This window comes from Paenibacillus sp. 22594, assembly GCF_052044425.1.
In the GTDB taxonomy this organism is placed as follows: Bacteria; Bacillota; Bacilli; order Paenibacillales; family Paenibacillaceae; genus Paenibacillus_AQ.
This window is the reverse complement of record NZ_JBQENA010000002.1, coordinates 804,634-817,546: the sequence shown is the minus strand read 5'-3', so window position 1 is coordinate 817,546 and position 12,913 is coordinate 804,634. Positions and strand designations below refer to the sequence as shown.

General features: G+C 51.3%; 11 protein-coding genes. 2 read left to right on the top strand and 9 right to left on the bottom strand.

Annotated elements, in window-relative coordinates:
• Positions 1-12: 12 nt before the first annotated feature.
• From ACTJKB_RS10470 to ACTJKB_RS10460, 3 genes are all read right to left on the bottom strand, one after another.
• Positions 13-465: a flavodoxin gene (locus ACTJKB_RS10470; protein WP_440833746.1), complete on the bottom strand. Its 453-nt coding sequence runs from the start codon at positions 463-465 to the stop codon at positions 13-15.
• A gap of 208 nt (positions 466-673) precedes the next feature.
• A complete protein-coding gene (locus ACTJKB_RS10465; RefSeq protein WP_074101356.1) occupies positions 674-1,039 on the bottom strand; it encodes a VOC family protein in 366 nt (121 codons plus the stop codon).
• A gap of 98 nt (positions 1,040-1,137) precedes the next feature.
• The gene (locus tag ACTJKB_RS10460) at positions 1,138-2,004 is read right to left on the bottom strand and encodes a helix-turn-helix domain-containing protein (RefSeq protein ID WP_440833744.1); all 867 of its coding nucleotides are present in this window, start codon (positions 2,002-2,004) and stop codon (positions 1,138-1,140) included.
• 226 nt (positions 2,005-2,230) lie between these two features.
• Between ACTJKB_RS10460 and ACTJKB_RS10455 the strand changes: the two genes are divergently transcribed.
• Positions 2,231-3,094, top strand: a complete 864-nt coding sequence (locus ACTJKB_RS10455) for a class I SAM-dependent methyltransferase (RefSeq protein WP_440833742.1) — start codon at positions 2,231-2,233, stop codon at positions 3,092-3,094.
• Between the two features lie 12 nt (positions 3,095-3,106).
• Positions 3,107-3,844, top strand: a complete 738-nt coding sequence (locus tag ACTJKB_RS10450; RefSeq protein ID WP_440833893.1) for an RluA family pseudouridine synthase — start codon at positions 3,107-3,109, stop codon at positions 3,842-3,844.
• 393 nt (positions 3,845-4,237) lie between these two features.
• On the opposite strand, the gene ACTJKB_RS10445 is transcribed toward ACTJKB_RS10450, so the two are convergent.
• The 6 genes from ACTJKB_RS10445 to ACTJKB_RS10420 all read right to left on the bottom strand — a co-directional run bounded on the left by ACTJKB_RS10445 (position 4,238) and on the right by ACTJKB_RS10420 (position 12,887).
• Positions 4,238-4,705, bottom strand: coding sequence for a MarR family winged helix-turn-helix transcriptional regulator (locus ACTJKB_RS10445; protein WP_440833741.1), 468 nt, complete (start codon positions 4,703-4,705; stop codon positions 4,238-4,240).
• A gap of 348 nt (positions 4,706-5,053) precedes the next feature.
• Positions 5,054-7,495 (bottom strand): DNA gyrase subunit A, encoded by a 2,442-nt coding sequence (gene gyrA, locus ACTJKB_RS10440; RefSeq protein ID WP_440833740.1) that lies wholly within the window; start codon positions 7,493-7,495, stop codon positions 5,054-5,056.
• Between the two features lie 456 nt (positions 7,496-7,951).
• Positions 7,952-9,934, bottom strand: a complete 1,983-nt coding sequence (parE, locus tag ACTJKB_RS10435) for a DNA topoisomerase IV subunit B (RefSeq protein ID WP_440833738.1) — start codon at positions 9,932-9,934, stop codon at positions 7,952-7,954.
• A gap of 65 nt (positions 9,935-9,999) precedes the next feature.
• Positions 10,000-10,989, bottom strand: coding sequence for an ABC transporter permease (locus ACTJKB_RS10430; RefSeq protein ID WP_440833737.1), 990 nt, complete (start codon positions 10,987-10,989; stop codon positions 10,000-10,002).
• Entirely contained in the window at positions 10,982-11,965 is a 984-nt protein-coding gene (locus ACTJKB_RS10425) for an ABC transporter ATP-binding protein (RefSeq protein WP_440833735.1), read from the bottom strand. The genes ACTJKB_RS10430 and ACTJKB_RS10425 overlap by 8 nt, the downstream gene beginning before the upstream one ends.
• 16 nt (positions 11,966-11,981) lie before the next feature.
• Positions 11,982-12,887 (bottom strand): GDSL-type esterase/lipase family protein, encoded by a 906-nt coding sequence (locus ACTJKB_RS10420; RefSeq protein WP_440833734.1) that lies wholly within the window; start codon positions 12,885-12,887, stop codon positions 11,982-11,984.
• Positions 12,888-12,913 lie beyond the last annotated feature (26 nt).

The window sequence follows — 12,913 nt, the reverse complement described above, 5'->3', positions numbered from 1 at the left end:
CGCCGCCCATTCTTAAGATACCGCCGCGCAGGTTTCGATAAATTGGCGGCCAAAGCTGCGGCAGGCTTCTTTTTCCGCTGCGTTAGGCCCGTATTCAATCTTCAGGCTTTCCTGAATAATCTCTGCTCCGCGCTCCCTCAGCTTCTCCTCAATCTGATTCACGGCACCGCAGTAAATTTCATAGCCCGTATCTCCGCTTCCGAAGGCTGCAGCCTTGCAGGCTGTCAAATCCAGGTCATCCATCTCCTCATAGAAATCCAGAAATTCATCCGGCAGCTCGCCATCTCCCCAGGTATATGCCCCCAGCAATACAGCCTCATAGGCTTTGATCTCATCCGCATTGCAGTCGGTGACCGATTTCAGAACAGCCTCACCTCCGGCCTGGCGTATCCCCTCCACAATCAGTTCAGCCATTTCTTCCGTGTTGCCAGTCAAACTGGCATATGCTACAAGCACCTTAGCCATGTATGGTTTCCTCCCAAAATAAACACAATGTATATACGATTACTACAAGTTAAAATTTAAACCAAGTATTACTTACTTCATTCTATTTGATAATGATTCTCATTGTCAATATTAAACACGCAAAAAAACGGGCCCTCCGGTTCCCTTACCGGATAGAGCCCGCGTTCAACGTTTCGATCGTATATTTTTCACAATTGGTACGTCATGCTCAATAAGCGCCTTCCAGCAAGGTAATCCCGTTGCCGTCCGGATCACGGAAGTTCATTTCTTTTCCCCCATACTCCATGGTGGCCGGCGGCTGACAATCCAGACCCCGGGCTTTCAGCTGCTCATAGGTCTCGTCCAGACTACTGCAGGAGAACACCAGATTAACAACTCCAGTGGTGTGCTTGCCCCATTTATTCTCATCCCAGATAATCAGCCCTGGCAGACCCCGGTCAAAACCGATCTTTGCGCCGTCATAATTGCCAAATCCCTCAAAAGGAACCGGAACCCCCAGCAGTTCAGCATAAAATTTGGCCAAAGCGGCCGTATCTTTAGTATACAGGTTAATGCCTTCAAAAGAAGAAATCATTGAATCGCTCTCCTTCAAGATTATTTTCCAGCAGCACATTGGCCCGCTGACAACAGTGTACCCGCTGCTGCCATTTTTGTATTGCAAAAAAACGACATCTACCTCCGCGCATAAGCCAAAGCCTCCAGCGGTGTTCTGCCGGCAAATTTCTTGAAGCTGTTGATCATATGCGACTGGTGGCTGTAGCGGTAATCGTATACCATATCCTGCATCGCCCTTGCTGGCGGAGGTGAACGATATAAATCAAGCCATACATTTTGAAAGCGGACCAGATCTGCTGTCTTTTTCGGAGAGAGGCCAATGTACTCACGGAAAAGCCTCTCCAGTTGACGGCTGCTTACCCCTGCAGTGCTCTCAAGCGCTCTGGCATCAACGACACCTCTCTGCTTAAGAATACTGTAGACGGCGTTCAGCAGACTATCCCGGCTATGCACAGTCCGTTCCAGACGCTTAAGCAGATACTCTTCCACCACAGCGATACGTTCTGCGTATGTAAGGGGAGCGCCCAGCCTGTAACCCAGTTCTCTGCTAAAAGAGGAAAAATATTGCTCCACCGGAACATGAACATTAAGAACATCCCTGAGGTGCTCATCCGCGAACAAATGCACGGCCCAGAAATGAAAACGGATGGCGAAATACACTCTGCCGGTTGACTCCGTAGCTTGTCCCACTTCAAACGGCGTATCATTGATCCCGCAAAAAAACCCTTCGGATTCCCCCGAACGCTCATCCCATTCCCAAATAATATCCATGCACGTATCCGGTATAATCACTTCCGGCTCTGGAGATAAAGAAATTGGCTCGCCATTTAGGGCGGTCTTCGGTACGAGTCCACTCGTCTCTGGCAGGGCTGCAGTTCCCCAGAAGCAGCGGATATATGGCCGCAATGCTTTGCAGGGCAGTACCTCACCGGCTCCGGCGGGTTTTGCCGTAATCGGATAATACAGCTGCGAAAGGTCGAACATCCGATTCCGCCTCCATTCATGTTATTCTTTTGATCATACACAATCACTGCCAGAAGCGCCAGAATTACAGCCGTTCATATTTCTCAGCATATTTGGAAATATTATACACAAAGAAGTATTGGTGCAAAATGAGAAGAGTCGAAGCTCTGCAACCATTTTGATTGTAGCTGCAAGGCAAAATGTTGTACAATAAAGGCTAAATGACTTTTTGAAGGATGGATTAATCATGTATATAGCAAGTGATTGGAAGGACTACGAAGTAATCGACACTGGCGGCGGAGAAAAGCTGGAGCGTTGGGGAGATATCATCCTGCGCCGTCCGGACCCGCAAATCATCTGGCCGCTTGCGAATGAAACAGCGAAATGGCGCGATGTGCATGGGCATTATCACCGCAGCTCCGCTGGAGGCGGGCAATGGGAAATGAAGAAGACTATTCCTGACGATTGGAAAATCAGCTACGGGAAGCTGAAGTTCCACCTGCGTCCCACCAACTTCAAGCATACCGGACTATTCCCCGAGCAGGCGGCCAACTGGCGCTGGATGATGGACAAGATCGCTGAAGCGGGCCGTCCGATTTCAGTGCTCAATCTCTTTGCCTACACCGGCGGGGCTACTGTTGCTGCCGCCAGCGCAGGAGCTTCTGTCGTTCACGTGGATGCTGCCAAAGGCATGGTCCAATGGGCAAAGGAAAATGTGCAGCTGTCCGGCCTGGCAGAACGTCCGGTCCGGTTCATCACCGACGATGTCTTCAAATTCGTTCAGCGCGAGCAGCGCCGCGGCAGCAAATACGATGCGATCATCATGGACCCTCCTTCCTATGGCAGAGGCCCCGGCGGTGAAATGTGGAAATTGGAGACGAGCCTGTATCCGTTCCTGGAGAGCTGCATGGAGATTATGAGCGACAGACCGCTGTTCATGCTGATCAACTCCTACACGACCGGTATTTCACCAACCGTTCTGCGCAACATGCTCTCGATGACGATGGGCAAACGCTACGGCGGCAAGCTGACCTCCGGTGAAATTGGCCTGCCGATCACTGCCTCCGGAATGAACCTGCCTTGCGGTATTCTGGGCCGCTGGGAGGCGTAAGCCATGTCAGGAATGACACCCGGTTCAATCGGGGAATCCAGCAGCGGGAACTCACGGTTTGAGATCCTGTTTGAAGACAATCATCTGCTTGGCATCGTCAAGCCCGTCAATATACCGGTACAGGAAGATGCAACAGGTGATCCTGATCTGCTCAGCCTGCTCAAGGAGGATGTGAAGGAGCGCTTCAATAAACCGGGCAATGTATATATGGGCCTGGTTCACCGGCTGGACCGTCCGGTTGGAGGAGCCATGATCTTCGCCAAGACCTCCAAAGCCGCTTCACGGCTGTCCGAGAGCGTCCGCTCCCACAGCTTCCATAAAGTCTATCTGACCGTGGTTCACGGCAAACCTCCGGCTGCGCAAGGCCGCCTGGTCCATACACTGCTCAAGGATGCCAAGACCAATACAGTGACGATTGTCCGACAGGGTACACCCGGCGGCAAGGAAGCCATTCTGGATTATACGGTGCTTGGAAGTAACGAAGGCTACAGTCTGCTGAAGATCGACCTGCTCACCGGACGTTCCCATCAGATCCGTGTACAACTCAGCGGCATTTGCTGTCCCCTGTACGGTGATCAGAAATACGGGGCCGCTGTAAACAAGCCCGGCCAGCAGATTGCTCTGTGGTCCACACTTGTCGGCTTCCCGCATCCCGTCACCAAGGAAGAAGTTGAATTAATCTCACTGCCGCCGCAGACTCATCCCTGGAGCTTGTGGACACAGCATACTCAAAAGCAGGCCATCCGGTAACGGAGGCCTGCTTTTTGTATGTGCATATAGGCATTACACCGCTGATTGCCCTTTCTTATCATGTAAAAGGTATTGGGAAAGTTCCAATTGCCTTGCAACGGACTGGGCAGCTCTTATTTCATGTGGAGGTCATGGTTTTGCCAAGCTAACGGACTCCACTGCAGTTATGTACGGACAATCACCTGAAATAGGCTTGATGGAGGGGCATTAAGCGCGCTACGGTCCGTTAGTCTAGCTACACTACAGCGAGAATTAAGGCTGCACGGTCCGTAGCGGTCAGGAGAAGTTACATGGGGCAGCAACATCTTAGAAAAAGAGCTTTCGATTTTCTAAAACCCTGACTGGTCTAATTCAAGGGAATATATTAACCTTCTTCTCGACCCGCTGCCGGCGTCAGGGCGTTGAGCCTTCTGGAGCTGTAGCTGGTGCCGGGGCCGGTATTGGTGTTGGTGTTGGTGCCACCACCATCTTCCCCATCAGATACAGGAGGAGCTGCTGATTATGGGAGGAGATGGGGTCCAGCGCCTCAGCAAAAAAATCACTGCGAATCTGAAGTCCGCGTTCGGTCTCTTTCTTCCCCGTCTCCGTAATGCTTACCCATACAATCCGCCGGTCAGCAGCGTCACGCTCCCGGACTATCAGAGCATGCTTCTCCATCCGGTCCAGCAGCATCGTTACCGCTGCCGGGCTGGTAGCCAGATGCGGAGCCAGATCAGAAGGCTTCATCGCGTCACGTTCCTGCAGTAATTCCAGTACAGTGAGTTGGGCGTCTGTAAGTGTAGGGGCAAGCTTGCTGTCCATATGTAACTTATAATCCTTTAATATTTTATGCCAGATCTTACTGAATTCAGTGGAGTGCACACGTATTCCTTCCTTTCTTGAAATATAAGAATTTATATGTTTCACACAATAAATGATCCTTATATTTCTCGCTGAAACGGATACCGCCCTTAAAAGGACGGTGAAGCCGTTTCAACTTGATCAATAAGAATGGTATCTTTTCGGTTCGCCATATCTACATTTTCGCGAGAAAAATTCCATTTCCTGCAAAAGGGAAAAATAAATAGCCCAAAGCCATACAGAAATGCATCCTTTGAACTAGGATCAGGGTATGACCTATCTATCATAAAACGGTGCCCCTTTACTCCACAAGGAGATTCGGGACACCGTTTATTTCTTCATAACTTGCAGTCATCATGAAGTATATAGTTATTTAATTGCCGGAAAAAGGCTGACAATCTCGTCCTTTTTCTCAATCGCTACCAGCTGCTTGCCTATCGAACGCCGTTCGCTGAGCGGAGCCGATTCAGAGGAGAAGGTATACGTCGATCCATCGCGGGTTATTGCCACCAGTTCAAGCGGTTCGCGGCAATAGAAGGCACCTGAGATTCTGCTGCCGTTCGGACGGACTCGCTTGCCCTCTTTGAATTCAAAGGTTGGCATCCCTTTTCCGCCACGGCTCTGCGATGGGTAATCCAGCAGCAGGGTACGTTTGGCATAGCCAATTTCGGTTATCGACAGGATTTCGCCTTCATCTTCACTGACCCAGAAGCAAGAGACCACTTCGTCTCCTTCACGTAATTGAATTCCTCTTACCCCACTGGCGACACGGCCCATAGGGTTCACTTCACTCTCACGGAAGCGGATGCTCATGCCCTCCCGGGTCACCAGCACGATCTCCTTGTCACCGCTGCTTAGCGCCACTGTGATGATCTCATCCCCATCAGCCACTTTGCATGCTGCAACGGCCCCTGAACGGCTCGTGGAGTATTCCTTGAGCTCGGTACGCTTCACCTGCCCCTTACGGGTGATGAAGACCAGGCTGGCCTGGGTATCCTCCATATTGCCGACTGGAAGAATGCTGACAATTCCATCGCCTTTGGCAAGAGCTATCACGTTCACAATCGCTGTTCCGGGATCCTTCCACTTAAACTCCGGTATCTGATGCACCGGCAACAGGAAATATTGCCCTTTACGGGTGAACACAAGCAGGCTGTCCCGGGTATTGAGGTCCATCAGCTTGATGATATGGTCGCCTTCCTTCACGCCCGAAGCATGTCGTTCACCGCCCGAACGTGTGAAGGATGGCATACCGGTACGCTTGATGTACCCGTCAGCCGAAAGAGCTACAAGGACATCCTCGGCGTTCACGAGCACTTCAAGGCTGACCTTAAGCTCCTCGACTTCACCCTGAATGAGGGAGCGGCGGTCTATACCGTATTTGTCGCGGATTTCGATAAGCTCTTTCCGGATGACAGCGATCAATTTCTTATCACTGTCCAGAATACCCTGAAGAACAGCGATGCGCGCGTGCATCTCGTCCAGCTCCTTCTGGAGTGAATGAATCTCCAGATTGGTTAATCTGTACAGTTGCAAGGTGAGAATGGAGTCTGCCTGTCTTTCACTGAAACCGAACATCCAGACCAGATTGTTCTGGGCATCCTGGCGGTTCTTCGACGCTTTGATGGCGGCGATGACCTCATCCAGAATGTTCAGCGCTTTAACTAGCCCTTCCAGCACATGGGCACGGTCCTCTGCTTTTTCCAGATCGAACCGCGTGCGATGGGTAACCACCTCGCGCTGGTGGGCAATATAAGCCTCCAGGATGGCTTTTAGACCAAGCTGCTGTGGAGACTTGTTGACAATAGCCACCATGTTAAAATTATAAGTGACCTGAAGGTCTGTTTTTTTGAGCAGATAGGCAAGGATACCCTGGGCATCCGCCTCCTTCTTGAGCTCGACTACGATCCGCAGGCCATCACGTCCGCTCTCATCACGGACTTCGGCGATGCCTTCGATCTTTTTCTCCAGCCGGATATTCTCCATTGAAGTGACCAGCCGGGATTTGACGATCTGGAACGGTACCTCGGTAATCACAATCTGCTGCTTCCCGCCCCGAAGTGTCTCAATCTCCGTCTTGGAGCGTAAGTAAATGCGCCCTTTGCCAGTGCGGTAAGCATCCATGATGCCGTCACCGCCCATAATCGTGCCGCCTGTCGGAAAATCAGGGCCTTTGATAAAGGTCATGATATCCTCCAGTTCAATATCCGGCTTCTGCATGACTGCGATGCACGCGTCAATCACCTCGCGCAGATTATGCGGAGGAATTTCCGTCGCAAAGCCGGCCGAAATGCCGCTGGTCCCATTAACCAGCAGATTCGGATAACGGGATGGAACCACCACCGGCTCTTTGGCCGTGTTGTCAAAGTTATCCTTGAACAGCACTGTACGCTTCTCGATATCGCGCATCATCTCCATCGCGATTGGCGATAGCCGCGCTTCTGTATAACGCATCGCTGCTGCCGGATCATCGTCCATCGAGCCCCAGTTCCCGTGGCCGTCTATAAGCACGTGGCCCATCTTCCAGGGCTGAGCCATCCGCACCATACCTTCGTAGATGGAAGAGTCACCATGCGGATGATAATTCCCCATAACGTCCCCAACCGTCTTAGCAGACTTGCGGTACGGCTTGTCCGGGGTATTACCGGAATCATACATGGCATACAGAATCCGGCGCTGTACAGGCTTCAGCCCGTCGCGAACATCCGGAATCGCCCGGTCCTGAATAATATATTTGGAATACCGGCCAAATCGGTCACCGACGACCTCTTCCAGAAAAGCCGGTAAAAACTGTTCTGATAAACTGCTCATTCGCTCACCTTCTGTTCCTCAATCTGTCCGTGTTTTAATTATTGGTGATACCTGTCTGCTACGCTGCTGGAAATTCTTCAGGATTTGTTGCCTGAAATGTTCAAAGGTAAACCTGGGCTGATTGGTGTCCGGCGTAACTACGGAGAATGTTTGGACTTACGGCCGCTGTTAGGTTTGGATTTCCTGATTTTTAACCGCTTTAAGCGGTAGAAATCCAAACATAAAGGCGGACGCTAGCGCTCCTCCAGTTCCAAACTTCCCCTCCGTTACTTTCCACCCAATAAGCTTCGCTTTACTCTGTAGAACCTGGCATTGACAAAACCAGAGAATGTTCCCTTTTGCTTCGCATAAAAGGATCACCAAAAAATAAAAACAGCGGAAGTAATCGTCACCTACCGCTATACATAACCAATCCCGCGCAAATCGCAGCACCTCTTAGATATCCTGCCGCTCTTGCTATTCCTCAATCTCAGTAAAATCGACGTTCTCCACAATCCAGCGCTTGCGCGGGTCGACCTTGTCACCCATCAGCGTGGATACACGGCGCTCCGCCTTAGCAGCGTCCTCGATCTGCACCTGGAGCAAATTGCGTGACTCCGGATTCATCGTGGTCTCCCACAGCTGATCAGGGTTCATTTCGCCAAGTCCTTTGTAGCGCTGCAGCTCGAAATTCTTACCGAATTCCTTCAGGTAATTCGCCAGCTCCTCGTCGCTCCAAGCATAGCGCACGGTCTCAAGTTTGCCCGATTTGCGCGTCAGCTTGTACAGCGGCGGCTGGGCGATAAAAACTTTGCCGGCATCAATGAGCGGCTTCATATACCGGTAGAAGAAGGTCAGCAGCAGCACCTGTATATGTGCACCGTCGGTATCGGCATCGGTCATGATAATAATCTTGGAATAATTGCTGTCTTCTACGGCAAATTCCGGTCCGATTCCCGCACCGATGGTGGAAATGATGGCCTTGAATTCGTCGTTCTTGAGCACATCCAGCAGCTTGGCCTTCTCCGAGTTCATCGGTTTGCCCTTCAGTGGCAGGATCGCCTGAATCTTGGAATCCCGTCCTTGCTTGGCCGAACCACCGGCAGAATCACCTTCGACGATGAACAGTTCAGTACGTGTCACATCTTTGGACTGTGCAGGCGACAGCTTGCCGCCAAGGTTCGAGCTTTCACTGCGTTTCTTGCCGCTGCGAATTTCATCGCGTGCCTTGCGCGCAGCTTCGCGCGCCCTGGAGGCCTGAATCGACTTCTTCAGGAGGCTCTGTGCCACCTGCGGATTTTCTTCCAAAAAACGTGCCATATTCTCAGATACAATATAATCTACAGCACTGCGGGCAGACGCGCTTCCGAGCTGGTCCTTCGTCTGGCCGACGAACTCCACCTCGGACATCTTGACACTGATAACTGCCATCATGCCTTCGCGCAGATCATTACCCTCGAGGTTCTTGTCCTTTTCCTTAAGCAGCTGAGTCCGGCGGGCATAATCATTCAGAACCCGGGTATAGGCGGTCTTGAAGCCTGTCTCATGCGTGCCGCCGCTGCGGGTAGGAATCGAGTTCACGAAAGAAGCAATAGTTTCCGTATACCCGGCATTGTACTGTAGTGCCACTTCAACCTCAATTTCGTCCTTTTCCGAGCTGAAATGGATCACATCATGCAGTACGTCCTTGCCCTCGTTGAGGAATTGTACGAACTGGCTGGCCCCGCCTTCATAAAAATATTCATCCTGCCGTCCGCTGCGTTCATCCGTCAGATTAATGCGCAGCCCGGAGTTCAGAAAAGCGATCTCCTGCACCCGTTCTGCCAGCGTATCATAGTTCAGGGCTATACCGTTTGGAAAGACACGAATATCCGGCTTGAAGGTGATCTTCGATCCGGTCTTATTTGTATTCCCCAAAACCTCAAGTCCGGTCACTGGCTCACCGACATGTTCCTTGCCTTTTTTGTCCACCCAATATTCAAAGCGCTGCCGGTGAATTTTGCCATCCCGGTATATTTCTACTTCCAGCCACTCGGACAAGGCATTGGTTACTGAAGCTCCCACGCCGTGCAGACCGCCGGATTTCTTGTAGCCTGAGCCTCCGAATTTGCCCCCCGCGTGCAGAATAGTGAATACCACCTGCGGTGTGGGCACTCCTGTCTTGTGCATGCCGGTCGGAATTCCGCGTCCATTGTCGATTACGGTCACCGAGCCGTCCTTGCGGAGTGTAATATCAATTTTCGAGCAAAATTTGGCCAAATGCTCATCTACGGCGTTATCAACGATTTCCCATACCAGATGGTGTAGTCCCGAGGAACTCGTACTGCCGATATACATGCCGGGCCGTTTGCGTACTGCAACCAGACCTTCGAGCACCTGAATGTCGTCAGCATCGTATCCAGTCCGGGCGGTATCGCCGTTCTTGGAGACTTTTGCAAACATATCGATCTGTTCGAGCATTCATGCTCCTCCTTCTTTCTCTATCTGCGAAATGCAAACAAACGTTTTGGTTCACTTTGTACATTCTAATTCAAAATATCCCGTTTCGTAAAGACGGCGAATGAAATGATCACCGAAAGAACTCCCCAAACGGCCAGCACCCCCATCGAAAAGGACAGTGTCATCCCCTCAATAGGGGCGGGCGATCCGGACAAATAGCCGGTCAAGCCCAGGTTGACCATAAATAAATATTTGGCCGTAGTCCACGCTGAAGCCATATTTGTCAATATGGTGCCGGCAATCAGTGCCGCCATCATCACTACAATACTCGCGGCTGTGCTTCGCACGAGTACCGATACCATGAAAGCCAGGAGCGCAACAACTACACTCACGAACCAGATCAGCCCGCCCTGCATCAGCAAATATTTCCATTGCGGCACTGCATGCACGGTAGACATATCCACTGTATCTCCATTCAGCTGAAACCCCGTAAAAACAGGGACATTAAATCCCTTATAGCCAAAAGCAAGGCCCGAAACGAGATAGCTGATCAGAAAAGTCGAGAGCACAATCAGCGAGACAAACATCAGCAGCGCCGCCATTTTGCTGAATAGCACCTTCCAGCGCTTCACCGGCCGGGTCAGCAGCATTTTGATGGTTCCGGTGGTCCGCTCTCCAGAGACCAAATCGGAGGCTACAGCCATAATCAGCAGCGGAATAAACAAGGATACCGAATTGTCCAGAAACTCACGGGTGAAGGTAACTCCGCTAGGCTCATTCGGATTCACATCGTGATCCAGATAATATTGCAGCTGCTGGACAAATATTTTCCGGTAAGACTTCCACTCCTCGGGTATCCGATCACTGCCGAGTGAATTCTGATTATCTGTGATTTGCTGCTGAATCTCCAGCCTCCAGTCCGAGTTAAACTTATCCCGGCTGCGCTCGGCAATCCGCATCTGCGCGTAGGTAAACATAGGCACAAGGACAAGCAGAATGAGCAGAATAATGTAGAAACGCTTCTTTTTAATAATCTTCAGGCACTCATTGCGGATGAGCGGCATCAGGTTAGTCAATAGTTTCACCTTCCGTTAGCTTCAAGAATAGCTGTTCCAGTGTAGGGTTGATTTTATGCACGGCCCGTACTTCCACCTCATCTGTAACGAGTACGGCTACAATCTCCGGAATCAAATCCTCTTCCATCACAGTGATCAGGGAATTCGCCCCCATTCCGGCAATAACGGAATCATCCAGAGTCACTTCATCCAGCTCCAGTATTGAAATATCCGGGCGGCCGCCAAGGAGCTTCTTGGCTCGGCTTAGCGGATCCAGTTCCCATAGCACATATGGCGAGCTCTGGGCAACCAGATCATCGACTCCGCCCACGGCGAGCACCCGCCCTTTGCTGATAATCGCAACCCGGTCGCACAGCAGCTGAATTTCGCTCAGCAGGTGGCTGGAGACAAATACGGCAAGACCTTCATCGGCCAGCCGCCGGATGAACTCACGCAGTTCCTTGATTCCTTTGGGATCCAGCCCGTTCGTGGGTTCGTCCAGAATCAGAAGCCGGGGGCGTCCAAGAAGCGCCTGGGCAATACCCAGCCGCTGGCGCATGCCGAGTGAATACGTGCTTACCTTGTCGTGTATCCTCTGGTCCAGCCGGACAATATCGACTACCTCGGCGATACGGTCCTTACCCACACCCGGCTGCATCCGGGCAAAATGCTGCAGGTTTTCCCATCCGGTCAGATAGGTGTAGACCTCCGGATTCTCTACAATGGAACCGACATATTGCAGTGCTTTTTCGGGCTCGCGGTTCACGTTGTAGCCGCATACGGTGATTTTCCCTTCGCTGGGGCGGATCAAATCTACCAGCATGCGGATAGTCGTCGTTTTGCCAGCCCCATTCGGACCGAGAAAACCAAATATTTCACCTTCACGCACATCAAAGGTAACATCATCAATAATCCATTTGCGACCTATCTTTTTGCGGACACCGTCGACTGACAGCACTACCGTACCGGAGCCGTCTCCTGAGTTTGTCGTCATCATCCTTGCAGCCCCTTTCTTATTGCAATGCCTGCATGACCCGCTCACTTATCCGCTGGTAACCGTCGCCATTCGGGTGAAAATGATCGCTCGACAGATACTTGCCCAGATGCCGGTTGAACAAATCAAAGGTTGGAACAAGCGTCATGTTGCTATGCTTATTAATAATATCCATCGCCGCGTTATTCCAGGCTGTTACCGCTTGATTACCGGGCACGAGCAGCTCAGGAACGTCTCCAAATGGATTATAGAGCCCCAGATAATAGATCTGCGCCTCAGGATTAATCTCTGAAATACGTTCGAGAATGGTATTAAGCCGTTTAGCCGCTTCAGGCAATGCTGACAGCAGGGATTCAGGAGTTATTTCTTCAGTCCCTTCTGCGATACCAGCACCTGTACTTTCACGAGTACCGTCCTCCATGCTTCCAACTTCCGGACTTTCCGTATCCGGTGTCGCAATTTGCTGGCCTTCACTGCCGCTTCCCAAAAGGTCAGACCCTCTGAAAAGGTCATTCCCGCCTATGGACACAAGTATCACGTTAGACTGGCGAAGCGCATATTTCACACCTTCCTGCTGCAGCTTGCTCTGCAGTCCTGCTGTTGTCAGACCGTTGATCCCCATATTGCCGATCAGACTCGTCTTGCTTCCTTTTGCTGTCAAGCCGTCTAACGTGCGCTTCACGTACCCGCTGCCTTCATTATCGCCTGTTCCTTTGGCCAGGGAATCGCCTAATGCCACTATTCTGATCGCTTCTCCGGTAGCGGAGACTGGAGCAGCGGTCTGCTCCGGGAGAATGGTTAGTGTCGCTTCTCCTTTTGGGTACAGCACATCTTTTACCGCATACACAAACCCGACGAGTAAAATGATTGTAGCCGCTATGGAAATCAAGCTGACTGCACGCCAGGTCCATTTGGAATCGTTCAAAGCTATCCCTCCGTGTGCCGTTCTAT

Bases quoted from the DNA above. Each gene is read 5' to 3' on its own strand.
- ACTJKB_RS10465 (WP_074101356.1), bottom strand. From the start codon at position 1,039: ATGATTTCTTCTTTTGAAGGCATTAACCTGTATACTAAAGATACGGCC.
- parE (WP_440833738.1), bottom strand. From the start codon at position 9,934: ATGCTCGAACAGATCGATATGTTTGCAAAAGTCTCCAAGAACGGCGAT.
- ACTJKB_RS10425 (WP_440833735.1), bottom strand. From the start codon at position 11,965: ATGATGACGACAAACTCAGGAGACGGCTCCGGTACGGTAGTGCTGTCA.
- ACTJKB_RS10470 (WP_440833746.1), bottom strand. From the start codon at position 465: ATGGCTAAGGTGCTTGTAGCATATGCCAGTTTGACTGGCAACACGGAA.
- ACTJKB_RS10455 (WP_440833742.1), top strand. From the start codon at position 2,231: ATGTATATAGCAAGTGATTGGAAGGACTACGAAGTAATCGACACTGGC.
- gyrA (WP_440833740.1), bottom strand. From the start codon at position 7,495: ATGAGCAGTTTATCAGAACAGTTTTTACCGGCTTTTCTGGAAGAGGTC.
- ACTJKB_RS10450 (WP_440833893.1), top strand. From the start codon at position 3,107: ATGACACCCGGTTCAATCGGGGAATCCAGCAGCGGGAACTCACGGTTT.
- ACTJKB_RS10460 (WP_440833744.1), bottom strand. From the start codon at position 2,004: ATGTTCGACCTTTCGCAGCTGTATTATCCGATTACGGCAAAACCCGCC.